23 protein-coding genes are annotated in these 23477 nt (G+C 34.9%); 2 read left to right on the top strand and 21 right to left on the bottom strand.

Translation table 11 applies throughout. The annotated features are described in order from the left end of the window. Positions 1-8: 8 nt before the first annotated feature. The 19 genes from OMO38_RS17330 to OMO38_RS17240 form a co-directional block, all read right to left on the bottom strand. A complete protein-coding gene (locus OMO38_RS17330) occupies positions 9-875 on the bottom strand; it encodes a M23 family metallopeptidase (RefSeq protein ID WP_264751447.1) in 867 nt (288 codons plus the stop codon). Between the two features lie 4 nt (positions 876-879). Continuing rightward, complete coding sequence (locus tag OMO38_RS17325; RefSeq protein ID WP_264751446.1) at positions 880-2868, bottom strand: type IV secretion system DNA-binding domain-containing protein; 1989 nt, start codon at positions 2866-2868, stop codon at positions 880-882. Between the two features lie 54 nt (positions 2869-2922). Beyond that, positions 2923-3789 carry a DUF4138 domain-containing protein gene (locus tag OMO38_RS17320; RefSeq protein WP_264751445.1) on the bottom strand — a complete coding sequence of 289 codons (867 nt, stop codon included), beginning with the start codon at positions 3787-3789 and terminating at the stop codon, positions 2923-2925. A 5-nt stretch (positions 3790-3794) separates the two neighbouring features. Beyond that, positions 3795-5006, bottom strand: coding sequence for a conjugative transposon protein TraM (gene traM, locus OMO38_RS17315; RefSeq protein ID WP_264751444.1), 1212 nt, complete (start codon positions 5004-5006; stop codon positions 3795-3797). Then, entirely contained in the window at positions 4996-5349 is a 354-nt protein-coding gene (locus tag OMO38_RS17310; protein WP_264751443.1) for a hypothetical protein, read from the bottom strand. The genes traM and OMO38_RS17310 overlap by 11 nt, the downstream gene beginning before the upstream one ends. A gap of 1 nt (position 5350) precedes the next feature. Continuing rightward, complete coding sequence (gene traK / locus OMO38_RS17305) at positions 5351-5965, bottom strand: conjugative transposon protein TraK (protein ID WP_264751442.1); 615 nt, start codon at positions 5963-5965, stop codon at positions 5351-5353. Between the two features lie 22 nt (positions 5966-5987). Beyond that, entirely contained in the window at positions 5988-7235 is a 1248-nt protein-coding gene (locus OMO38_RS17300) for a type IV secretion system protein (RefSeq protein WP_264751441.1), read from the bottom strand. 2 nt (positions 7236-7237) lie between these two features. Next, a complete protein-coding gene (locus OMO38_RS17295) occupies positions 7238-8065 on the bottom strand; it encodes a hypothetical protein (protein WP_264751440.1) in 828 nt (275 codons plus the stop codon). Between the two features lie 4 nt (positions 8066-8069). Next, positions 8070-8810, bottom strand: a complete 741-nt coding sequence (locus tag OMO38_RS17290; RefSeq protein ID WP_264751439.1) for a hypothetical protein — start codon at positions 8808-8810, stop codon at positions 8070-8072. A gap of 1 nt (position 8811) precedes the next feature. Further along, complete coding sequence (locus OMO38_RS17285; protein WP_264751438.1) at positions 8812-9495, bottom strand: hypothetical protein; 684 nt, start codon at positions 9493-9495, stop codon at positions 8812-8814. A 10-nt stretch (positions 9496-9505) separates the two neighbouring features. Continuing rightward, a complete protein-coding gene (locus OMO38_RS17280) occupies positions 9506-10159 on the bottom strand; it encodes a hypothetical protein (RefSeq protein ID WP_264751437.1) in 654 nt (217 codons plus the stop codon). Next, entirely contained in the window at positions 10146-13208 is a 3063-nt protein-coding gene (locus tag OMO38_RS17275; RefSeq protein ID WP_264751436.1) for a TraG family conjugative transposon ATPase, read from the bottom strand. The genes OMO38_RS17280 and OMO38_RS17275 overlap by 14 nt, the downstream gene beginning before the upstream one ends. A 16-nt stretch (positions 13209-13224) precedes the next feature. After that, positions 13225-13545, bottom strand: a complete 321-nt coding sequence (locus tag OMO38_RS17270) for a DUF4133 domain-containing protein (RefSeq protein WP_264751435.1) — start codon at positions 13543-13545, stop codon at positions 13225-13227. A 1-nt stretch (position 13546) separates the two neighbouring features. Then, the gene (locus tag OMO38_RS17265; RefSeq protein WP_264751434.1) at positions 13547-13867 is read right to left on the bottom strand and encodes a DUF4134 domain-containing protein; all 321 of its coding nucleotides are present in this window, start codon (positions 13865-13867) and stop codon (positions 13547-13549) included. A gap of 117 nt (positions 13868-13984) precedes the next feature. Next, positions 13985-14518, bottom strand: coding sequence for a hypothetical protein (locus tag OMO38_RS17260; protein ID WP_264751433.1), 534 nt, complete (start codon positions 14516-14518; stop codon positions 13985-13987). 24 nt (positions 14519-14542) lie between these two features. Further along, positions 14543-15193, bottom strand: coding sequence for a ParA family protein (locus OMO38_RS17255; protein ID WP_264751432.1), 651 nt, complete (start codon positions 15191-15193; stop codon positions 14543-14545). Positions 15194-15236: 43 nt separating this feature from the next. After that, the gene (locus tag OMO38_RS17250) at positions 15237-16610 is read right to left on the bottom strand and encodes a relaxase/mobilization nuclease domain-containing protein (protein ID WP_319804256.1); all 1374 of its coding nucleotides are present in this window, start codon (positions 16608-16610) and stop codon (positions 15237-15239) included. 92 nt (positions 16611-16702) lie between these two features. Next, positions 16703-17071: a hypothetical protein gene (locus OMO38_RS17245; protein ID WP_264751430.1), complete on the bottom strand. Its 369-nt coding sequence runs from the start codon at positions 17069-17071 to the stop codon at positions 16703-16705. Next, positions 17068-17880 (bottom strand): hypothetical protein, encoded by an 813-nt coding sequence (locus OMO38_RS17240; protein ID WP_264751429.1) that lies wholly within the window; start codon positions 17878-17880, stop codon positions 17068-17070. Before OMO38_RS17240 ends, OMO38_RS17245 begins: the two co-directional genes overlap by 4 nt. Positions 17881-19311: 1431 nt before the next feature. Here OMO38_RS17240 and OMO38_RS17235 point away from each other — a divergent pair. Beyond that, on the top strand, positions 19312-20277 hold the full coding sequence (locus OMO38_RS17235) for a YihY/virulence factor BrkB family protein (protein WP_264751428.1): 966 nt from the start codon (positions 19312-19314) through the stop codon (positions 20275-20277). A gap of 323 nt (positions 20278-20600) precedes the next feature. Here OMO38_RS17235 and OMO38_RS17230 read toward each other — a convergent pair whose 3' ends face one another. Next, a complete protein-coding gene (locus tag OMO38_RS17230) occupies positions 20601-21200 on the bottom strand; it encodes a hypothetical protein (RefSeq protein WP_264751427.1) in 600 nt (199 codons plus the stop codon). Positions 21201-21635: 435 nt separating this feature from the next. Here OMO38_RS17230 and OMO38_RS17225 point away from each other — a divergent pair, with 435 nt between their 5' ends. Continuing rightward, a complete protein-coding gene (locus OMO38_RS17225) occupies positions 21636-22238 on the top strand; it encodes a Crp/Fnr family transcriptional regulator (protein ID WP_264751426.1) in 603 nt (200 codons plus the stop codon). Between the two features lie 358 nt (positions 22239-22596). On the opposite strand, the gene OMO38_RS17220 is transcribed toward OMO38_RS17225, so the two are convergent. Further along, positions 22597-23454, bottom strand: coding sequence for a toprim domain-containing protein (locus OMO38_RS17220; RefSeq protein WP_264751425.1), 858 nt, complete (start codon positions 23452-23454; stop codon positions 22597-22599). Between the last annotated feature and the right edge of the window lie 23 nt (positions 23455-23477).

Raw genomic sequence — 23477 nt, 5'->3', positions numbered from 1 at the left:
TAAAAATTTTATTGTTGGCTGTATGAATTTTTTGCTGTTGCATAATAGGTAGCAATTAGATTATTGGCATTGATTAAGTCATTTAGAAACTTGATGGGATTGATGTATTTTCCATTCTCCTGCACTGCAAAATGTAAATGAGGACCAGTCGAATTTCCGCTGTTGCCACTTTGTGCGATAATTAATCCAGCTTTCACAAATTCTCCGGCTTTATAATATATTTCTGAAAGATGCAGATAAGATGTTACGAATGATTTAGAATGCCTGATTTTGATATAGTTTCCGCCTCCTTTTGAATATCCGGATTCTGTTACAACTCCATCTAAAACGGCATAAACGTTTTCATAATTAGCTTTGAGATCAGTTCCATTGTGCATTTTCGCAATTCTGAAAATAGGATGTGTCCGCCATCCGAAAGGAGAAGTAACAACAATTCTTTTATCCAGAGGCATGCTTATTTTTGATTCGAAATCCTCTTCTTTGATAAAACTGAATCTTTTGGCCGGTTTTCTTTTGCTCATCATTTGCTCTGAAATTTGTTCATTATTTAATGTTAGTAGAGAATCTTTTTTAGTTTTAGGACTTAGTATTTCATGATCTGCTTTTGATAAGCTGTATTTAAGCATCAATACTCTCAAAGAATCAATTTCCTTTTTAAGATCAGCCTTAGTTGGGGCAGCAAAAAGTCTGTGAAGGAAATTTTTGTTGTCTTTTACCTTTTCTGCATCAGGTTTTTCTTTCTGGAAATTATGCTTTGGTGCACTGGATTCTGAATGCTTGTTTTCTTTTCTGGTCAGAGTATTGAACTGTCCAAAAACAAATGAATAGCAGAGCAAAATCATTGCAGCTACCAAATATTTTTCTTTCGATTTCATAATTTTATTCTTTGATATTTTCCTTGACAATGAGTTCTACTTCCTTATTGATTTTTCTGAAATTTGTCATCAGAACTTCCTCCTTACGATTAACACCTTTTTTATCCACGAATGAATAGTAATTTGGCATCGATCGGTAATTTCGTTCTTCTTCCTTGATGGCTTTCATATCCAGATTAATCTTGCCTCTTATTGCAGAAGTCTTATATTCTTCGGTACTATTTTTTTCGCCCTGCGCAATCATTCCAACCATCTCCCCGGTCTTTAATGCTGCAATTTTTCCTGCCGGAATCATAAAATCCATTTTTTCGTTGATGCTGGTTGTTGTTCCTTGTTGTGAAATAGACTGGGAATATGATTTTTGCTTAATCTTACCAAACAATTTTTCGAGCCATTCCAAAGTATTTTTATCTCTTGCCGAACCTGAGAGTATATTCCCAACAATAGCAGAAATAGTATCGGCAACTTCTTTTTTGTAAAACTGACGAAGCTGAGGAATCTCCTGAAGTCCTAAAACCACGGCAACTTTGTTACTTCGAGCCGTTGCCACTATAGTGTCAATCTTATGAATATAGATCGTCGGAAATTCATCAGCGATAATTCCACCTGGCAGATTATGCTTAGAATTTATAAGACGAAGAGTCCTGTTAAGGATTGAAGAATACAAAGCTGAATTGATATCCTGAGTTGCAGGATCTGAAGCTAAAATCATAATCGATGGATTTTGCTTATCTGTTATTTTCAACTCAACTTCATCTGCAGAAAATACCCAGAAGCTTTCTTTGGTTGCCAGACGGGAAAGGAATATTTTCAAAGTTCCAATCTGACCTTCCAGCTGATCAAAAGCTTTGTTTTCATATGCAGTTTTGAATGGGGAAAGCAAGGAAAAAATCTCTTCGTTGGAAAAAAGTGTATCAAAAATCTCTTTATAACTACGATTCATAAACGATAAAATATGAGGCAGGTCTGAATATTTCCCATTCTCGAACCTTGCAAAAAAATAAATACAGGAAGACAGAAAATTGATCGCCGATTGTGTAAAAAAAGCTTCTGAACCGCCTCCTGAACTTGCTCCGCCTTTTTGGAGAGATGACACCATTGATTCTGCCATTTCCTGCGCTTCAGCTAATGTTTGAATGTATTTTTTATGAAATGGATTTACTCTTCTGGACTTTTCAACTTCGTTCAGGTTGATGACATGAAAACTATAATTGTATCCAGATTCCTTACTTTTTTTCTTCAAGTACTGGTAATATGCGATCTGAGCTAAATCCGGAAATTTAAAATCATAGATGCAAAGACAGAAACCCTTAGCAATCATCTGACGAATCGACGGGTTAATGACACCAAATGATTTTCCGCTTCCTGGTACTCCGATGACAATTGTACCTCGAAAAGGGTCTATATTGATATATCCATTATGGGTTCTGTTATTATATCGGAATTTATAAGGAATATTAATAGACGTGTCCGTATTGACAAGTTCTTTGTTTTGATCAAAAGATTCTTCTTCCACATTCCATCGGTCCTTTCCCATTTTCTGCTGCATTAGTTTTGAAATACTGTCCGCGCCCATCTGAAGAATAACAGCTCCTAGAAAAGAAAGAGCGGCATAAATGACCTGATACAAATTAAGCCCTGGAAAAATTTTCGGCAATGAGCCATTTCCGGCCTCTTCTTGAAAACTCAAGGATGAGAAGATCATAGCCAAACCGACAAGCATCGGTACAACAATTTCTATAGCAATATTTAAGTCTTGCTTTTTCTTTGCTTTCGTCCCTGTAGCCACCAAGCCAATTAAAATCAACGTAGCAATCTTTGCATGGATCGGTGGATAAATGAAACTCATTTTTGTAAAATTCTTCAATAAATTGGTGATTACAGGTACATCAGCATTCAGATAGAATAAGGACATACAATCTAATGCGACCATCGCGTACACAACTTTCTGTAGAAACCCGTAAATTTTTATTTGATGTTGTTGTTCTTGCATTTTCTTATCAAAATTTAATGTGTAGAGTATGATCAAGTGAATACGGAACTTCCGCTAGAAAGTATCTGCTTTAAGGATGTCAGAATAGTTCACTTTCATTTCAATAGTTCTTCCCGACAGTTGCTCTTCAATCAACCTTATCATCAATACCTTTGAATTTGGATATGTGAATTTTTTGAAGACATAAATATTTCGGAAATTTTTCTTAAAATGCTTTTGAGGATTCAGCTGAAAAAGCGGGGTCATCTCAATGCTTTGATTGTTTGTTGCTTTATAGATTTTTTTGTCTTCAATTGAAAATTTTAACGCTTCAATATCATAGCTCAGATTTGAGTTATTTTTAAAAGTCATATCGAGAAAAATATAATCGCTGATCACATAAACATTATTGAGCTGAAGGCTGAGATTAAAGTCTTTCTCTACTCTTATTGGATTATTCTCAGATTTTTTCTGAATGATGTCCATTGCAAATTTTCTGAGCTCGAGATTGGAAAAGATCATTTTATCAAACTCAACAGGCTGCATTGCTTCCGGTTGAATATGAATATTTGTGACTGTATTCAAGCTTTCTGAATTTTTGTAAATGGCTTTATATTGAGCAATGAAGGACTGTCCCACAACGGTAATAATCCCAATTTTATCTCCATTGAAAAATGCAATTGGTTTTACTTTTTTTTCCTTCAGTTCAGAATTTTGTTCATTGGTAATTTTTATTCTTGCAATACTGGAAGTTGGTAAATCACCTGTCAAATTTTCAGTGGATAAGTCTACATACTGGATGGGTTCCGGAGAAATAATATGCAGATTAATTCCTTCCGTAATTTCGATTTCAGGCAAACCAGAGATTATTTGTTCCTTAGAGGCTGTCTGTGCATTGAGATTAGCAGCAAATAATAACAGTATATATATAATTGATTTCATTTTTATTATGGTTTGGTTTGGTTTTGAGATTCTTTCAATTGTTTTTCGTCAATCAGAAATACATAAGAATTGTACTTCAACTTGGCTTTGTTGGTTTTAATTAGATTGGCAATAGATTTAGAGGTGGATGTAAATAATTTGGAACCGATGGTTGTAAAAAATCCTTCTCCTCCCATATCCATCTGGGTGCCCTGAACGGAATTGCTTCCCATTTCACGAATCATATCTCTGAATACGCTTTGAGGAACATACAGACCTTTCATCCCGTCGACATCGTAAATTGAAAGGTTAATAGGGAATATTTCTCCTTTACCAAAAACAGAAATGATTTTAAGATCAACCCGTTGCATGGTAAATCCCGAGATTTGGCCATACAATATGGAACCTTTAGAAATCTTTCTGTTTCCAACAAAAATGTCTTCTAATAATCGAAATCTAATCCTGCTTCCTAAAAATCCTTTATTATCTTCATCAATTAAAGCCTTGATAAAACTGTTGTCCCTTTCTTTATAAACCGCATTAAAAGCAGTATTAATACCCGATTTGCTGACATTGAATGTAGTATTCAGGAACTCTTCCATTTTTTCTCTGTTAGCTTTGAGTTTATTTTCTGCGGTGAGTTTATTCTGATATTCAGGATCTCTTGCTTTCTCCAAAGAATCCATGACCAGCATCTGTTGCTTCAGATACTTTACAGGATCATGTTGTACAGTTTGTTCCTTTCGTTTGGAATTCTCAGCTTGAAAATTGCTTTCAGGTTTTCCATAGGATTTGTCATTCAGCATCTTAATAATCTCGGATGATCTTTTATAATCTTGACCCTCTTTCTCTTGCTTGAGATCGTAATAAGATGATAAATTTCCCTTCGCCTGATATTGATCTTGTCTGGAAGTGATCGCTTTTAAAGAATCTATTCGTCGTTTCTGAGCAAAGGATAACTGATCTTCGTAATTCAAAAGGCTATCAGATTCCTTTCCCAATCCGTCAAGCATAGTTCTATTGTCGTCTTTTTTAAAGAATGCATCATAAGCATCGTTTTTGGTCATAATAGAATCCTGAGTTTCTCCGAGAGACAGCGACAGCTCCTTTGGTTTTTCCTCAGGTTTTTCTCCTTTCACAAACTGAGCACCGATGTAGACAAAGAGAAAAATAAATGGTAAAGCAAGGAGTGGCAGAACATATCTTTTTTCTTTGAAGTTGATTTTCTTAATGTCCATTTTTAAATTTTTGGTATTGATTAAACAGATATTCTATTCGCAAACTGTCTTCTTTCAACAATTCCTTTCGGTCTCTTTTTACTTTCAACAATTGCAGCTCGCCTACAATTTTCTCCATTTCCTTATCATTTTTTCCTTGATTACTTTGGGCTACAGTACTTTTCGAATAAAGAACAGGTGGTTTTATCTTAAATGGTATATCAGAAGGAAAGAAAATGCCTTGTAATAGGGATATGATGAAAGAAAATGATAGGAAGACTATGGAATATGTAAAAAATTTCTTAGGATTTTTGGCTGACCATAACAACCATTTCTGACCTGTCGTTTTTAAAAATGCATTCATTTCAGTAAGAATTTTTAGATTGGTTAGAAAGTTCCTCGTTATTAATAATCCGCCAGTTTTTGAGCAGTACGCCATGAGGATTATTGGGGCTACGGATGATGTCTTCAAAAAATCCTTCGGAAAATAATTTTCTGGTTATGACGGAAGATTTTCTGGTAATCATCTGTTTTCCGAAAAATTGAAATTTGTTATTTTCTTTATTCAGCAAAATAGAATCGGTGTGAATACTTACCATTGAACTGGAAGCAACGATCTGATTGTAGAAGCCTTTTTCTCTAAGATTGGTGTATTCTTTCTTTCCACTGTCATCAATGAGGTATAATGATTTTTGAATATTTTCTTTGATATAGGAATCATCAGGAGCCAGCGTAAAGAAAAGTCGATGGAATAATTCGATCTGAGCTTTATATTCTACCGGTCTGTTCAGAAGAACGTCGGTTTGTTTAGCAAGAACAGGAACTCCATTATCCAAAATGTAGATCGATTTTCTGGAATCCTCGATCATTCTGTAAGCAAAAAAAAATCCAGCGATGACAATTAAAAAGGCAAATGCAATCGCTCCTAATGAGACTATCTTATTGATCTTTATTCTTTGTTCTAAGTTTTTTATAAGCATTTTTCAGATATTTTAAGGGGGATTATTTTCCATTTTTCATAGCGTCTTGAACTCTTCCCGAAGCAGAACCTGTAGCAGAAGATTTTACCGTTGCAGCAACTGCGGTAGCACCTCCCGTCTTGGCAGCCAACACGGCTGTTTTTGCACCGCTTGACATTTTACCTACAGCACTTTTCACTTTTGTCATTACTCCGGCTCCCCCTGCAGTCACGATTGTATCTGCGATAGTTGGTGTCATCAGAACTCCGATACCTGTCACGATATAAGCAACACAGGTAAAGAGTTGATTATAGATCATTCCCGAATTACTTACATAGACCATCAAAGCGTCTAAATTGGTAATAGTTCCATTGCTTAGAAGTGTGTCATACCGTTCAATTTCCATTGTATAGCCGGATGCAATAAGTTGTTGACCTATGTTGATGATGGTATAGGCTACAAAAGTGTACAGATTGATATTGATGAATTTTGAGACCCAGCTATAGAAAGAGTTTTCAAATCCTGGAACCAATGCCATACCGACAGCAATAGGACCTAGAATAATTAATATATATGCCCAAATCTTCTGAATAAAAAAGATGAAATACACACACACTCTGAGAATTGACAGACAACAAAATTCAATGAGTTCTGCAACTAATTTCTGCATCTGGAACTCCATTCTTATCGACCACTCTTTGATAGGCTGAATTAATTTGTCCAGTCCCTCACTGATGTCAAACCATGAATCATCAGCATCTTCAGTGGTATTCTCAATGACCTCCTGCTTCGCATCTTCTTCGGCTTTCAGTTTGATAACGGCATCCAATAACTGCTGTTGTTTTTTAAATCTTTCGATCCTTAGATCATTGACCTCAGATTCAATGTCACTAAAAATGGCAATTCCAGGTTCAGCAATGGCTTCAAAAGGTGCCTGGAGCAGATTAACGAATCCTGTCCAGTACACTAACGTGAATCCAATAAGGACCGGTTTCAGCATCGGTATAATTTCCCATTCTCTGTCTCCTGCGGCCATCTGCCATCCCATGTATCCCAAGTACATTAATGCACCCAAACCACCAATAGCTCTTCCCACCAATGCAGAACCCTGTGCACTGTCTTGTACGCTGTTATCCAGTTTTGTAAAAACTTCCATAAACCATTTTTCAAAAGCACCGTCGCCTTTCAAAAACTGAAGCAGATTACTGTAATCACTATCGGTTTGCGCAAATCCAAAAACCGGCAGTAATAAAGCCAGACAGCAAAAAGTATTTGTGATTGATTTATTCATATCTAATATTTGTGTTTATATTTCAGCATCACCTCTTGAACAATTTGTTTATCTGAAGTAGAAGTTGATTGTGCAGGCAGTGCTGTAGGCAAATGGCTATTTAAAATATTCTTATAGTCTAAAAGCAGTGTCGTTTTATCATTGTGCTTTTTTAATTCCTGAATAAATTTCCTCCATCTGATCAGTGTTTCGTGATACATTACAAAGCGTTTTCCTCTTGGCATATCCATCGTCCGGGACATCGAATATTTTTCTTTGATAAGATCCAATTCCTCCTGCAGCCTTCTTAATGTCCCTGTGGTGGAAAGCGTTTCATAGGTCTGCTGATCTTTAAGCCTCCATTCAACAAAATTCTGTGGAGTATCCGGAAATTCCGTGATGGGCTTTAGCATCCGTTTGTAGTAAAGTAACCAGAGAGGATCGGCATCGACAGTTGCTGAAGTCCAGTGAGCGAAATCCTGAACACTTCTTTTATAAATAGTGTCGGAAGCAGCTTTGATCTTTTTTGCTTCTTCCTCCTGAAACTTCAGCTGCGCCAGTCTTAAATTCTGTTCTCCAGTTGGTTTCAGTGGTCTGATATCATCACCATCCTTATACTCTCTGTTGATTTTTGGAGCCCACATTCCCCATACCGTGGCGTATGCAAAATTGGTTTGTACTCCAAGGAAATATTTAGGATAAGGCCTCCAGTCCCCCCAGCTTTCAAAAGTCATTCTCTTGTGCTGTGCTACGATAGCAGGATCATTCAATCTTTTTACACTTTGTCCAAATAGATTTGCTGCAATGAATAATAAAAGGAAAAATTTTCCTTTTGTAAATAGATTTTCCATAGGTTTAGTTGAATATGTGTTTGTATTTTTGGATAATGTCTCCGACAATAGCTTTGTCGATATTGAGGTAATTTCTGAGTATCGGAACCTGGTACAGATAAGGGATCTTCTTGGCATTTTCCAATCGTAAGATGATATAGAGAATATTCCCATTGATATTTCTAACCCTAGAAAATACTTTTTCAATCAACATTTCCCTATCCATCGCATCCATAAGAAAATCTTTATCTTCATTCAGTATGTCTTGGGTAACTTCCTGCTGAAGTTTTAAAGTTTGCTTACCTATTTCTGTATAATACTTCGAGATTAGCACGGCATACTCCGGATGTTGAGCAGAAAGGTTAAGCATCTTGTTGGAATTGGTCACGATCTTGCCCAAATAGTGATACAGATACATCAATTTCTTACTTTGGGTAAGGGCTGAATTAACATTTTTAAGCTGTTGATAGATGTATTCCTGGATCGCAATTACTTGAGCAGTTTTATTATTGATATCTTCATAAAGTTCTTTTTGCTTTTTATAGGAATCTAAGAAAGCCTGCTCACTTGCTAATCGAACTCCATGATTTACTGTGATTTGGGATAAAAGCTTATCATTGATAACGATCTGCTGGCTTTTTATGGGAAAGCCTGAAAATCCAACTATTACAAAGATTACTGTTTTTTTTCTCATATCTTTTACACATCCATTAAGGACTTCGCGAAATACATTCATCGGCTGAAAGGAGATACTATTCGATTTCATTTTAAAAGGATTTGATATTGTTCATTATACTTTCCACTACTTGCTTATCTCTGTTGACGTAGTATTGAAATGCTCTTTTATTTCTTAAAACTTTCGCTTTGATATCCCTAATCTTTAAAAGCATAGAGGTTGAATTTCTACTGATAGCTTTAACTTCACTTAAAGCATAATCCAGTAAAACCTTACGTTCAGATTTTTCCATCTGATTAATCGCTCCGTATGACAGGATAATCCCGGTAATTAACCTCGTTACCATCTGTAGATCATCGACAAACTGCACTTGGGAAGGCAAAACAGCTATGATAGAAAAAGGTGCTGTATTGATTTCATGAATAATAGCAGTCTGATTATCTGTTATTTTCGTTATTTCCCTACTTATTGCAATTCCTGTGGGTATACCCTGAATCGCAAAAGAGACAATTCGCAGTCTGTCCTGTACTTTGGTAACTTTATCTTTGAAACTTTTCCATTGCGCATGATTAGCAGTTTCAACCGTGGCATTCAGCGTTTGATTTTGTCTCATTTCTTTCTGCCTGCCATGTTCCTTCATCGTTGCATTGATCTCAAGATCCATCATCGGAAAAGAAACATTCTCCTTCTGCCATGCTGGTGTTGAGCTACCACCGGAAGAAGTAATTAAGATATACACCAATGGAAAGGATACCATTTTAAAAATCTTTTTCATCCCATCAGTATTAAAAATTTTTCTTATATCTGTTCATGATGTCTTCTACAATCCCTTTGTCCGTATTAATGTATCCTGCGAAAGGATTGATCGAATTCCAAAAGCCTAATCTGTTCGCTTTTTCTAACCGTAGTTTGATAGCCAAAAGCCACAGTTTAAGAGTTTTCACATTACCCGAAATATTATGCAGAATTTTATAGCGGTCTCCGGCTGTAGCCAAATTCAATTCTCCGGAAGTAAGGATATCGGAAATATCTGTGATGATTTTCAGGCTTTGCTCATACGTTTTTTGTGAAGCTTTTATTCCGAAAATAGCATATTGCGGATGCTCCGAAGCCAACTGAACAACCTCCGAGGAATACGCGTAGCATTTATTAAGCTCAGAGTAAATCTGCTGAACCTGAATACCGTTCTGCAGAGTTCCGGAAACTTCTTTAAGACCTTTCAGTATCTTATTCTGAATATCATTCGCCGCTACCATTTGGGTTCCTACCCAAGATTGTGCATCTTTCAACTTTGACGTCTCCTCTATCACATCATTCTGCTTGGCCTTTAGATTTTCGGAATACAATATCATTGCAGCTGTCACTGTTGGATCGATGTAGGTATTCTGAGCAAGTAAAAAACTCCCGAATCCTAAAAAGACTACACTAAGCTTCTTCATGGTGATATTTTTTGTTGATTAATTCTGAGAAACTGATTTGGCGGTCTTCCAAGTCCTGAGTGATAATTTTGAAAACATTCTTCCCTTTATTTTCACTTTTCATCATTTTGTAAAAAGAATCAAGTTTTGAATCCAAGGGATTTTGGTACAGATTGACCAGTGATACAAGATTCTCTAGACTTTCTCCAAATTCTTTTAAATCCGATACAATTCTGCTGAGTGCTTCATCGTAATTTCCATATTTCTGAACGTAGTACTCCACCGCTGATTTCTCCGGTTTTTCTGTAGTATACGTCAGGTACTGTTCTATCGAAACTTCATTTCCATACACTTCTCCTTTAGAGCCCCGTTTGAGATAAAATTCTTTGAACCTGCTTCTTCCGGATTTGTTGTTAAGATTGTTGATGGTGAAAATCTTGTTCTGCTCCACCTTATTTAAGGAAAGCAAGGCTGATATGCGGTCAAAATTGTCTTTAAATTTGGTCTGGTCAAGAAGAATGAACGTATCAGAATTGTTAATGATACTGTCTTTTACCACGGCATTTCCAATGATATCATCCAGCTCCTGTGTTACCACAACTGCTTCGCCCCAGAACTTCCTAACTGTTTTATAGAGATAAAGGATATATCCACCCATCAGCTTACTGGCGATTGCCTTCCATGCTTCTTCGATAATCAGAGCCTTCCTTCTGTCTTTTCTCAATCGCATTTTCTGGATGAACGTATCCATGATGATGAGAGTCACAATGGGAAAAAGCTTTGGATTATCTTTTACATTATCAATCTCGAATACGATAAATGATTCGTCAAACAAGGTGTTGTCGGCACTTTCATTGAGTGTAGTTCCATAACGCCCACCTTTATAAAAATCCTTCAGAACAAACAGAAATGTTCTTAAATTAAATTCCCTTTCCGTGATACTGTATTTTTTATTGTTCAGATACAGAGGAAGGAATCGATCACAGTAATCATAGAAACCATTAAATGAAAGTTCTTTGGCCTCCAACTTTTTTTCAAGTTCTCTAATTTTTTTGATAATCGCTTTTCTGAACGACTCACTCCAATGCTCGTCTGTTTTTGAGTGATTTATAATCTCATTCGATTTGACAAGGATCAGTTGGGTTTCGTTATAAATTCTACGTCTTACCTCATCATTCAATGTATCATAAGCTTCATATATGGTATAGAACAAACCGCTGTCATAATCAGGATTATTGATATTTTTATCTGGATGATAAAATTTCAGCAATTTTCTTCCAGCTTCCTTTATCTCTTCAGAAGATGCATTGAAAGCAATTTCTAAAACATCATAATAGGTACGTTGTCCTTTAACTTCATTCTCATGTTCAGCATAGATATCTTCTTCGTGAATATTATATTTATTTAAATAGAGGATTAATTCCTCTGAGCTTTTATCATGATACCAAGGAGTTCCAGAATTGAAATACTGATGATAGTAAGACATCAGCACATTGTCTAAAATTGATTTTTGTGCAGACGACATCGATGCATCAGGACCTTGCCAGATTAAGAAAATCAGATTTGTTAAAAACTCAATCTTTTCGATATTGAATTCTTTTTTGTCCATTAGAAAAGGATTCATTGTAATGGGTTTTTCTTCAGTGTACTGAATGTATCTGCCGCCTTTATATTTACAGGTTCCCAAATAAGAATCTCCTGTATCAACGATAACCACGTCATAATTATAGGTGAGATATTGCTCGATGATATTATTCATCAGAAAACTTTTTCCCGATCCGCTTGGACCAAGAACAAACTTGTTCCGGTTATTGATCCTCCCAATCTTCATGGGTAGGTCAGCAGGGTCGACCTTCAACGGAACACCCTGCCGATCTGTAAACCTCAAATAAAAATTGGATTCCTCATTCACGGGGTAACTCTCCTTAAAAAAAAAACACAAGGCCGCTTCGCTTGTCGTCATAAAAAGATCGTACTCTCTGAGCTCTGTAGCATTCCCCGGAATAGCTGAGCGAAAGAGTTCCAGCTGGTTGTATGCATTTCTGGAAACGATGATCCCCTTTGTGAAAAGCTTATTTTCAATCATCGACTGGATGTTTTCCATTGCCTCTAAAGTCGTTGCAGAAAACAAAAGTGAAAAATGAGCATTCACAACCAATTGTCCGTCAACAGCAATATTGTGAAGAAGCGTTTGGATTTCTTCCGCTATGATCGCATTGGATGGAGAATTGTTAGCCGCTCCCTCATGCTTTTTCTTTTTCTTGTCTAGCTCTCTTTGCTGCTGTGCCTGATGAGGGATCGTAATGACCTGATTATAGATAATAGTCTCATAATCCTCCAGTTCATTGATAAATGTAAAATTATCAACAGCTGTTTCAGATGCAGCTCCATTACCTCCTAGAACAGAATATGGTTCAATTTCAGAAGGAAGATCTATATTTTCAACATCGACAAAAGAAACATTTTTAACAAATCGATTTCCTATCTGTAGGTATTCACTTGTACTTTTAATGTTGTCAAAACTCGGAACATCAGACAACTGCATTGATAGAATACCTGATATATAATATTCAAAGTCTTTTTCAAATAAAAACTGGGGTTCGCAATCATTCTGTTTCAACAGCATCACGATCTTTTGACATTTGTCCCTTAACTCTTTATAGCTTTTATCGGAAAAATGATAGTGTTTCATTTTCTTTTTCAGCTTATCATCAACGATATCTGTCAAATAAAGTACGGTTTCAATCGTCTTGAAAAGTCTGCCATCAAAATGCTCTGAGTATTTTTGCTGTAGAAATTGATTGGACTGTTCTGCACTATATTTCTTCTTTGAAAAAATATCGAGCTTTTGTACAATCCTACCCTCTCCAATAATGGATACCACTTGGTTTAAAACAGTATGGAAATTCAAATAATTATCCGGGTCAGCAGAATATTGATTAACAGCATTTTTTATACGGATGCCTATAATCGGATTTCCGTACTGCCCAAACAAAACATCAAAATCCCACCCGAAATCTTTCCCATAGTCGAACCCAATAAAGGGTATGTCAAATGCGTATTTTTTCATTTTCATTTTGATTTATTTAATTGTTGATTTTAAACCCTTCCGGTTTGTTTTGGTTTAAATGCTTAGTATTGATCATCCTCTTAGGAAAAATAAAAATCTGATTGAAGTTTTTGGTCTTGGCATAAAGACCGTGCTTGTCCTGCCTTTTGAAAATGAGATAAACACCTCCTGCTGTTACTGCAATCCCTAATAGAGAACCCAGTAATCCGAATTTCGAAAGAATTAGTGCTGCGATGACACCCACTCCGATGACACCGACTGCATGGAAGATGTATTTCCCTTTGAGTCCAAAGAATACAAGGGGTTTCTTAAGCCCCTTGTAGAGATAGAAACCCATATTAGGCAAAGAATGCTGTTACGAATTCCGGAACTACTAACAAGAAGATCATCGCACCTCCATAGCCCAGGATTTCTTTATTGACATCCTGATCGCCATTCGTCCACTTGTTGTAAACTCTCAAACCTCCGATGAAGCCGACCAACCCTCCGACTGCTTTTAGAATCAGTTTGATAGGATCCCAATAATCCTTGATGTCATTCGCTGCATTGGAAATCGCAGTTGCGCCGCCCTGAGCAAAAATTGGTGTTACGGCAAGGAGTAATAATGCAGCTGTAAATAATTTTGTAAAGACCAGAATACGCTTACTCTTGTAATTCATAATGATTAAATATTTATGGTTAAAATTGTATTATTAAGTCCAGAAAAAGGCATAAGGGGTGTGCTATCCACCATATTATGGCGGATCATTGGGTGTTGAAAGATGTAGATTAAGCTTTTAAATTATTGATTGATAGACCTTGTAACCGTCACGGTCTGCAAGAACCTGTACACTGGTTTCAGCAAGGTTTAGGAATTGATAGAACTGCTTCTGATAGAATTCATATTTTGATGCATGTTGATCTACTACAACTTCTTCTTGAAAATTATCAGACTCGTCAGAGATAGCAATCTTTACTGTTTTCTCAGGTTGTTGATTCACTTGAGATCGTTCATCAAAACTGTCGACATCTTTTTCAGACTCGAATTTGTTTCGCCAATATTCAAGATCATTATTCTCATCCAAACTTTCACCTGCATCTGAGAACAGTTCTTTTTTATTAAATGACTGAGGAGTGTTAATATTTTCTACGTCATCGATACTTACTTCTGTTATCTCATCTGCATTCCCGTCAACAAACTCTTTGAAGGAGTATTCTTCGGTGTCGTCCTTTTTTTTGGAATTATCCTTTTTAAGATAAAGATCGTAGATCGTATTTCCTGCATAATAGAGCAGATAAACAGTAATAATGCTGATCATTATTTTATTCATTTTATAAAGTATTAAGGATTTTGGTTATAAAGTAATTTCAAGGCATTTATTGATATAATCTGTTAATTCCAGGAAGGAATTTTTAACGGCATATTTTTGTTCGTAGGTCAGTTTCCTAGTATCTATCGTCTGCAGGCAATTCCTTTTAAATACCGGACTTTTTAATAAGACCCCGTACTTACTAATCTCAGCATCCATTCCTTCCTGATTCTGATACTTATAGCCTTTATCATATTTTGACCGAATAAATACCCGTTCTGCCTGACTTTCAATCAATCCTAAAAAGTTAATAAAGACCAATGTCGATTTTGCTGAGACATTTGAATACTCAAAAGGAATAACGATAAAATCACTGTAAATAAGCAGGTCGCTATATTTTGCATCCAATGTTCCTGCAAGGTCAAAAAGATAAACCTCATCACTTTCTTTCATCTCAATAAGATTTTCAAAATCACAAACAGGTTCTTCATTCTCCTCATCGATTATCTTCACCTCGTAAAGCTTGGGGATATCAAGAGGCTCATCTTCTTTCCACTTGTGGTAAAAAGATTTTTGAAAATCAAAGTCAAATACATTGACCTTTCTCTCTGAAGAAATTGATAAGAAGTTGGCAAAAGCAATAGCTAACGTTGTTTTACCTGTTCCTCCTTTCTGTGTAGCAAAAGTGATTATCATCGTTTTAATTATTGTTTTAATTGATTGGAAGCTAAACTAAGTCTTACCTTTTCCTTTTCTTTTTTCGCTTTTTAAGCTCATCTTCAGCGGGATCTTTTGCTAAGCCTGAACTTCTACGTAGTTCAAAAAGCATTTCGTTTAAAGCTGTGTCCAGTTCATTTTTTTGTTTGTGTTCAGCAGTTGATGCAACGTGTATTTTAGGATCCAGTAATTTTTGATAATGCTTCTCTCCAATCAAAGCTTGCACTTCTCCTATATAGTGCAATCTGGAGTGAATAGCATAATATTTTCCGTCTTCTGACTTTACAATACTGACCTCATTCTTATTTTGTGTCTTCAGATATTCTTTTACATCATTTCTGATCGCACGAAATGTTTCTTTGTTTTTAAGTTTTTTATTCTCAAAAAGCATAAAAGCTTTGACCTCATTATCTCGATTTTGATTGTTAAAAAAATCCAATAAAATTTGTTTTTTATCACCGTCCCTAACATTGTAGTCTTTGAGACTTTCAAACAGTTTCTTATCTATTTTTTCAGAAGTAAATTCAAACAACTCACTCATCTTCATGATCTCGCTTCCCTTATAGACTGACTCTGTTTTATGATCTATTAAAGTGTAACCGAAAGGTTGATATTCATCGCTATGATGAAAAATCAAGTCTATCCCAAAGACATCTCTCAACTTTTTCTGAAGCTCACTTTCAAATTCAATCTTCGGAATAAGCTCATGTTTTTCCTTTCGCTTTTCTTCTGGAAGCATTGCTTCTTGTTTCCTGTAATCCTCGACTTTGAAAATTTTATTGGAATAAATATCTTTATATTTCCATAGAATTGCTCGAAGCTGCCGTTTTCTGTACTCCTCATTTCTATTGACAAACGCCAGCTGATTTTCTGATATTGTTCGCTGAAATACGCCGTTTTTGAGAATGGTTAAAGATTGGTCATCATTTGTAATTTTGCTCATTTGGTAGCCATTTCTCTCGAGTAGGCTTTTCAATTGATGGACAGAACTTGTTTTATAGTTCAAAAGCCTGTTTAACGCAACCTGCGATTGAATTCCATAAATTTTTTCTAAAGTATCGCCTAACGCCTTTTGAGACCTTAGCTTTTCAAAGCTGTCATTAATCTTCTTTCCTGTCTGTTTGTCAACTCTGGTTGTAACAATATGAACATGATTATTCTCTGTATCATTGTGAAAGACCACAATAAAGGGCTGGCCTCCGTATCCCATTTCATCCATAAATACTTCGGCAATCTTTGCTAGTTCTTCTTTGGAGTGTTCCTGAAATTTGGTAGAAATCACTACGTGAAACTGAGGCTTACTTATCTTTTTGTTTGCCGCTGAAATAGCTTTCAAATAATCCCGAACCTGCTGTTTATTGCTTTTCTCATTGATGAACGAAGGAAAGTTTTTCATTGTCATCAATTCCCCTTTTCCTTCACTGACCTTCTTGTCGTTATAATTTACCCCCGGAAAATTTGAAGATCCGGGAGCCATAATCTTAATGATCATTTAGCCAGCAACGTGTAGATACTCTCAAATATTCTATTCTGTTTCTCCTTCAAAACTATAATCTCTGTTAGCCTTTCTGAAAAATAATTCAGATCCTTGGAACTTACAAATTTTTGACTGTTGGTAATCTTAGCAACCTGATTAATGTTGGTTTCAATTTTTACAAATACATTATCCTGGTTTTCAATAAACTCTAAAACTTTCTTTCTCTCATTATCCATCATCCTATTTTCAACAGAATTAATAATTAAATTTGTTAGGGAGATTTTTTTTTCTGAACAGACTTTTTTCCACTTTTCCTTTTGAATAATCGAAATCCTTATTTTGATGTAATCTCTCTTCTCAAAATCCTTCTTGTTTATCATTCTATTACATTCAAATAATTGATAGGAAACGTGGTCATACCACTAATGGTTCCGTCGAACTTTTCAATTTGGTTTTTCCAAAGTAGCAGGTTGAATTCGACGTTCGTTAATGAAATAATTCCCTGTTCTATTCCTGGACTAACACCATTAGAATTTCCGCTTACTAAAATATTGTTCAGCGAACCTACATTTCCATTCGACATAAAACCTAAATCCCGTAATGGTTTGGAAAGATTTAACATTACGTAGTTTGAATTGATAGGTGTTGAACAATTGATACTCACATCCAAATAGCCAATTGTCCCAAATCGCCTCGCATCAATCTGTCCGGTTATTCCAAGTCCTGATGTTCCTAATCGATATATTTTTGATGATAAAGCATACTGTCGTGGATTTGTAGGAAATGGCAGATAAGTGCTCCATGAGGTTTGCTCCACAATAGTATTTGCGGAAAGTGTTTCGTCCAATAAGATCAGAGCATCATAACAATTGGGCTCCTTAAACATCTGATTCCAAAACTGTCCATTAAAATAGTAGTAACCTTCTTCAACAACATGAATCACTTGCCCGGACAGATTTGATGAAGGTTGCGTAACGTAAACAATGGCACCTTTTTGCAATAATGAATAACTTTTATAGGCAAGCTGATCACCAGTAATTCTTGGCGGAATTATGCCATCAAAATGATTGAGCGAGTCTGGTTTGCCGACAACATGCAGAGTTGCTGAAGGATTCTGCGTGTTGACTCCAACTTGAGCTTTAATATGAACAGCTAAAACAAACACTAAGACTCTAAATAATTTTTCCATTGCTTTCTGAATAATATTTCTTTTGCAAAACTGGACAATAAAATCTTCGAAAGCAATAGATTTACAGAGGCTTAGGCCAAATACAAACAGTATGGAAACATCTGGATTTAGAAAAAATTAAAAAAGAATAAATTGGAGCAGTTTAGAATCATAAAGTAAATTTCACTCCAAATAAAAAAAACAAGTTCCGCTGTTTTTTCTCCTTTTTGCAAAAAAGGCAAGATCGTCTTTGAACTCGAAAATTTGCCAAAATTTGTGGGTACAAAGACACATCTTGCTCAAAAAAGTCATTTATCTTTCGCGACTCTGAAAAACAATTAGTAGTATAAAGAATCACTGGTATTTACTCTCTACTCTTTTTGATGGGAAAATGTAAAAGAGAAGCCTTTAAATATGAAAAATAATAAGTGCTTGTGAAATGAGAATAAGCCATAGTCTGGCCAATCAGATTGTGATTTTAAACGACAATTACATTACGCAGCTGACGTCTGTATATTTAATGCAGATCTGCATTGCACTGATATTAATATTACGCGGGTTAGATGATCATACCGTCCTATTTTTTATACATGGCCTAATTCTAAATTACTCACGTTTCATTGTTTTTTATAGGCAACCTGTATTTTATTTACGCAGTTGGGATTCCACCTGTAGTCGAATTATACAAGTAGTTCCATATTGTCTATTAAAGTATCTATTATTTTAGGACAAAATAAAAACGTAATCTCGCAACAAAACACCAGTAGAATTACATAATTTGGCCCCAATACACCTATGACACTTTTATATAAGTTGTTCATTCTGATAAGAATGTTTAAAAAGCCGCTTAACTTTCATGGTTCTGATAAATAATTTATAAGATAGTAAATCAGTGAGTTTTATCTTTATTGTTTTTGATGGGAAATTGTAAAAAGTGTAGCCATTAAATAGGACACAAAAATAATAACTGCTTGAAAATTGAGAATTCACAGAAGTATTGTAAATCTGATTAATGATTTTAACCTGTACTGATATTACGCAGTTGACCTCTAGCTATTTAACGCAGAAATGCAATTGCACTTATATTCATATTACGCAGGTTAGATGATCCATTTGGTCCTATTTTTTATTAAATGCATTAATTCTGATTTACGCAGGTTTCATTCTTTTTTGCCATTAACCTGTATCTGGTTTACTCAGGTAGGCTTCCACCTGTATTCGGACTATACATATACTTTAAGATTTTTATTGAAGTATCTATAAATTTTAGGACAAAGTAAAAATATAATCTCGCAAGAATGCACCTGCAGAAGTACGTAAAATCTTTCGCAGAGGCACCTGTGACTCTTTTAAAAAAGTTCGTCCTTCTTCAAATAGGTATAAAATTTGAATATCTACTTTTATCGCGATGTGTGAAAATTGTGATTTACCGTCTTTCTAAAAAAATAATCTATGAAAATACTAAATAACTTTTGGACAATACTAAAAGGTACATACAAGGACTGGAGTGCAAGGGATTTAGGGACAGAAGCTGCTAGCTTAGCATATAGTGCAATTTTTTCTATTCCAGGTCTTTTAATCATAGTGATATGGATCACAGGAATCTTTTTCGGAGAAGAAGCGGTACGAGGAGAAATCACCAAACTGATAGGAAGCATGATGGGAAAAGATGTTGGTAAGAGTTTAGAAGAAATGATTATAGGTGGTATGGTCGACAAAGAAAACATTGTGATGAAAATTATTGGAATCGTGACACTTGTTTTCGGTGCAACATCATTATTTTTCCAATTTCAGAAATCATTGAATAAGCTCTGGGATGTCACAGCGGCCCCAAAAAAAGCTTGGCAAAAATTCATCCTGGATCGGGCCAATTCTTTAGGAATGATTGTAGTTATCGCATTTCTTTTACTGATCACATTACTATTAAGCTCTTTTATTGGCCTTGCGAATGATTGGGTAATTCGTCGTTTTGGCATTGAAACATTGATAATGGTGAACATTGTTAATATTGTTGTGGGATTAATGGTAACAATATTTTTATTTGGTGCGATGTTTAAAATTTTACCTGATGTTGAAATTGAATGGAAATCTGTATGGGTAGGTGCAGCCGTGACAGCAGCACTATTCACCTTAGGGAAATACATTTTAACATTTTATTTCGACAAGTTTAACCCTAGTTCTTCCTTTGGCACAGCTGGAACAATTATTTTATTATTGCTCTGGGTCAACTATAGTTTTCAAATCATATTCTTCGGTGCAGAGTTTACAAAGGTGTACACCAAATTTATGGGACACAAGCTTAAGCCATCGAATCATGCTAAATGGAGCCCCCAAACAGTACCGGCAGAAGATGCTAAGGAAGTCATAACAGGTGCTATAAAAACTTCAGAGAAAAGTTCCAATGACACCATGATATAATTTGCACATAGCAATAAGTGAGGATAAGCACCAAAACACGGATCTATAAGTGAACACTGTTGTCATCTTTGTTTTTATTTTCTGTGCCCTATTTCAATATTTGTATCTTCCGTATTAGCTTTTAGATACTTGCCATAGACTGTAATGCAAAAACTTTATAACTCTTTTTTAGCACGATTTAATTTCTGATTTTGTTTCAAATGATAATGAAAAAATATCTTATCATAATCCACTGATTATTTATAGTTAAGGTTATATATGGGCACCACTACAAGGGTTAAATCGGTGGGTTGGTCTAAAGTGAAATTATTTGCACCTTTTTTTTATTCACTGTATTGTACCAAATGTAAATTCATCTCGCCAAATTCTACTGAATATTCTCTTTTTACAATCTTAAACAGTGGCGTTTTATATATATATTCTAAATTCTCCAAAATTTCATTATCACTGAAATTTAAAATATCACCAACCAATAATTCTCTATTACACACGATTTTTTGAACATCTGCACACTCATCATTGTTTTTATCAAAATACAAATAAAATATGTATAAGTTTTTTGTATTTTCCATTTCATTATTTTGAAATGTATTCGTTTTTACATCCTTTATTATTTCCGAATAATAATCATACCACCGACCAATTATGAATTCAATTGAACTTTTTGACTTAACGAGATCTAATAAAAATTCTCCGGCTTTTTTTCTATATTGATTTTCATTTTCAAAAAGCAAAACGTTTTGAATTTCAGAAAGAAAACTTTTAAAATCTTCTCTTACTACTTTACCTTTATAATCCTGAATTGATTTAAATACTGAAAGATAACTTTCTTCGGTATCTTTTTCAGTTCCAATCTCATTAACATATACTCTTAGAGTAGAAATAATAAAATCTCTTAATTCTACTTGTTTATCATCTTCCATATAAAATATTTTGTTGGTCAATAAGGCTTCACATATCAATTATATGCTTGAGATTTCTTTCACAATTGATTGATGTAAAATGCAAATCTAATGGAAATTGTTAAATAATCAAATAATCAAATAATCAAGTTTTCATTCAATGTATAATTTAATCACATTCATTTCATATATTATGGAATATTTATTGGTATCGATTTAAAATAATCTCCGACCTAATGAATAGCAGTGGTAATATGACCTTCGAGGTTCGTCTCTTGCACGTCCTGAAAGAGAATATCCACTTGACGATTATGACTAGAATTATTTTTCAATATGGAAGTTAAATTGTCACTTACTTTGATCTTAAGCTTGAGCACAGTGAGCTTACGTATTAGAATGATGATTATGTTAAGGGAATTATATAGTAAACCAACACCAACCATAAAAAATATTATTATGTCTCTTCCACAAGAACTTCTACAAACTATAGGAGCAACAGAAGAAAATTATAATCCCGGGGATTATATTTTTCATGAAAACTCGAGCCCGCAATTTTACTATCAGATAGTTACCGGCGAGGTAAAATTGAGCAATCACAATAGTGATGGCAAAGAATTTATTCAAAATATTCTGAGCTGCGAAGATGCACTTGGTGAATCGATGCTTTTTACAGAAAAAGGATATCCAACAAATGCGATTGCCTTGACTCGGTGTACCATTATAAAAGTTGCTAAGATTACATTGCTCAATTACTTAGCAAATAAGCCTGAACTTTATCTAAATATTTGTAACTCGCTTGCAGAACGACTTAATCAGAAGTTTCTTCTGATGCAGAAAATATCGAGTCCAAATGCAGCAGAAAGATTAAAAGAGGTTATCGAGGTAATGAAAAAAGAACAAAATCATAATAATGTGCAGCCTTTCACATTTGAAGTTCCTGTAACCAGACAGCAACTGGCATCACTAACAGGATTATGTCTTGAAACGACTATCAGGACTATAAAAAAGATGGAACGAGAAAATATACTTCGTATTAGAAATCGTAAAATCATCATTTAATGAGCCAATTTGTTTTAATTACCATATATGTGAAGGTAGATTTTGCACCAGAGTCTAGTTTCATATTCTCTAATCAATTAAGATTATGTAGAGGAAAAAAAGCTGCTTAAGTTTAGTCTTAAAATCCATGAAAAGATTAAATATTATTATCGCAACATCAAAAAAGCTCCGAAAGTAAAAAGACAAAGAAATTACTAGTAAAGCTGGACAAACGATATTATCTTCTGATGCAGTAGATAATTTTACAGCATTTCTAATGATGGCTGAAAAGATAGACCTTCATTAAGCTGAAAAGCATTTCCAGAAGCATTCGTAACAATGAAAAAGAATGCTACTTATACTCTACTAAAAGATTCACTTAATAATCGCAATAACGACCTGAGCTGCAAAACCATTCATTCAAATCATTAAAACCAGTATAAATTGATGCACAGTCTCGAACAGCATTGTATTGATTGAAAAGCTTATCTGTAATTAGTCGTCCATTGGAATCGTTATCCAGAAAAAGGGATATTATATTGTATTTTTTCATCAACTCCTCAGCTTTAAAAAGCATGGCAGTTGAATTTAAAACAAGGTAATCTGAAACTTCATTTGCTCCTCTTTGAATATTTCTATAAGTCAGGAAGTCAAAAAATCCCTCGAAAATTTTCACTTCCCTCTGACAATCCATACCACTTTTTAATAATGTAACATCTTTTTTACCTAAGCAGATCTTAGTATACTTATTTCGGATCTCATACCCTCCGGAATCGTTTAAAAAACCAATTCCGAAGAACTTTTTACCATTTATCTGGTAATGAATTTCTTTTACGAAATGAATTTGGTCACAAACATTTCTATATTTTAAATATTGCACCAATGCAGGATGTTTAACCTCTTTTACCTGTATAATTTCATATTTTGCATTTGACCGGACTTCTTCTTTCTGATCAATTTCCTGAGGTTGGAAATTAAATTTTTCCAAATATTTCAGAGCATCCGAGACAGAAGTTTTGTTGATTTGCTGCACAATTGAGATGATGTCATAATTTTTTCCTGTTCCGAAGTCAAACGCTTTATTATTTATATAATCAACTGACAAGCTGGGCACTTTTTCCTCTCTGTCCAGCGCAAAATAAAAACCCGTTTTACCGTTTTCTTTTACAGGAAAAAGATTGAACGATTCAAGTACTGTCCGGATGCTTACCTTTCCTTTTATTTTTTCGCAATTCATATTTTTCTTTTTAAAGCAAATTT

Origin of the sequence: Chryseobacterium kimseyorum (assembly GCF_025971945.1) — a bacterium.
Classification (GTDB): Bacteria; Bacteroidota; Bacteroidia; order Flavobacteriales; family Weeksellaceae; genus Chryseobacterium; species Chryseobacterium kimseyorum.
This window is presented reverse-complemented; position numbering and strand designations above follow the sequence as displayed.

What these genes read in the sequence shown, in the direction of transcription:
- OMO38_RS17330 (WP_264751447.1), bottom strand. Translation starts at nt 875, where the DNA reads ATGAAATCGAAAGAAAAATATTTGGTAGCTGCAATGATTTTGCTCTGC.
- OMO38_RS17325 (WP_264751446.1), bottom strand. Translation starts at nt 2,868, where the DNA reads ATGCAAGAACAACAACATCAAATAAAAATTTACGGGTTTCTACAGAAA.
- OMO38_RS17320 (WP_264751445.1), bottom strand. Translation starts at nt 3,789, where the DNA reads ATGAAATCAATTATATATATACTGTTATTATTTGCTGCTAATCTCAAT.
- traM (WP_264751444.1), bottom strand. Translation starts at nt 5,006, where the DNA reads ATGGACATTAAGAAAATCAACTTCAAAGAAAAAAGATATGTTCTGCCA.
- OMO38_RS17310 (WP_264751443.1), bottom strand. Translation starts at nt 5,349, where the DNA reads ATGAATGCATTTTTAAAAACGACAGGTCAGAAATGGTTGTTATGGTCA.
- traK (WP_264751442.1), bottom strand. Translation starts at nt 5,965, where the DNA reads ATGCTTATAAAAAACTTAGAACAAAGAATAAAGATCAATAAGATAGTC.
- OMO38_RS17300 (WP_264751441.1), bottom strand. Translation starts at nt 7,235, where the DNA reads ATGAATAAATCAATCACAAATACTTTTTGCTGTCTGGCTTTATTACTG.
- OMO38_RS17295 (WP_264751440.1), bottom strand. Translation starts at nt 8,065, where the DNA reads ATGGAAAATCTATTTACAAAAGGAAAATTTTTCCTTTTATTATTCATT.
- OMO38_RS17290 (WP_264751439.1), bottom strand. Translation starts at nt 8,810, where the DNA reads ATGAAATCGAATAGTATCTCCTTTCAGCCGATGAATGTATTTCGCGAA.
- OMO38_RS17285 (WP_264751438.1), bottom strand. Translation starts at nt 9,495, where the DNA reads ATGAAAAAGATTTTTAAAATGGTATCCTTTCCATTGGTGTATATCTTA.
- OMO38_RS17280 (WP_264751437.1), bottom strand. Translation starts at nt 10,159, where the DNA reads ATGAAGAAGCTTAGTGTAGTCTTTTTAGGATTCGGGAGTTTTTTACTT.
- OMO38_RS17275 (WP_264751436.1), bottom strand. Translation starts at nt 13,208, where the DNA reads ATGAAAAAATACGCATTTGACATACCCTTTATTGGGTTCGACTATGGG.
- OMO38_RS17270 (WP_264751435.1), bottom strand. Translation starts at nt 13,545, where the DNA reads ATGGGTTTCTATCTCTACAAGGGGCTTAAGAAACCCCTTGTATTCTTT.
- OMO38_RS17265 (WP_264751434.1), bottom strand. Translation starts at nt 13,867, where the DNA reads ATGAATTACAAGAGTAAGCGTATTCTGGTCTTTACAAAATTATTTACA.
- OMO38_RS17260 (WP_264751433.1), bottom strand. Translation starts at nt 14,518, where the DNA reads ATGAATAAAATAATGATCAGCATTATTACTGTTTATCTGCTCTATTAT.
- OMO38_RS17255 (WP_264751432.1), bottom strand. Translation starts at nt 15,193, where the DNA reads ATGATAATCACTTTTGCTACACAGAAAGGAGGAACAGGTAAAACAACG.
- OMO38_RS17250 (WP_319804256.1), bottom strand. Translation starts at nt 16,610, where the DNA reads ATGAAAAACTTTCCTTCGTTCATCAATGAGAAAAGCAATAAACAGCAG.
- OMO38_RS17245 (WP_264751430.1), bottom strand. Translation starts at nt 17,071, where the DNA reads ATGATAAACAAGAAGGATTTTGAGAAGAGAGATTACATCAAAATAAGG.
- OMO38_RS17240 (WP_264751429.1), bottom strand. Translation starts at nt 17,880, where the DNA reads ATGGAAAAATTATTTAGAGTCTTAGTGTTTGTTTTAGCTGTTCATATT.
- OMO38_RS17235 (WP_264751428.1), top strand. Translation starts at nt 19,312, where the DNA reads ATGAAAATACTAAATAACTTTTGGACAATACTAAAAGGTACATACAAG.
- OMO38_RS17230 (WP_264751427.1), bottom strand. Translation starts at nt 21,200, where the DNA reads ATGGAAGATGATAAACAAGTAGAATTAAGAGATTTTATTATTTCTACT.
- OMO38_RS17225 (WP_264751426.1), top strand. Translation starts at nt 21,636, where the DNA reads ATGTCTCTTCCACAAGAACTTCTACAAACTATAGGAGCAACAGAAGAA.
- OMO38_RS17220 (WP_264751425.1), bottom strand. Translation starts at nt 23,454, where the DNA reads ATGAATTGCGAAAAAATAAAAGGAAAGGTAAGCATCCGGACAGTACTT.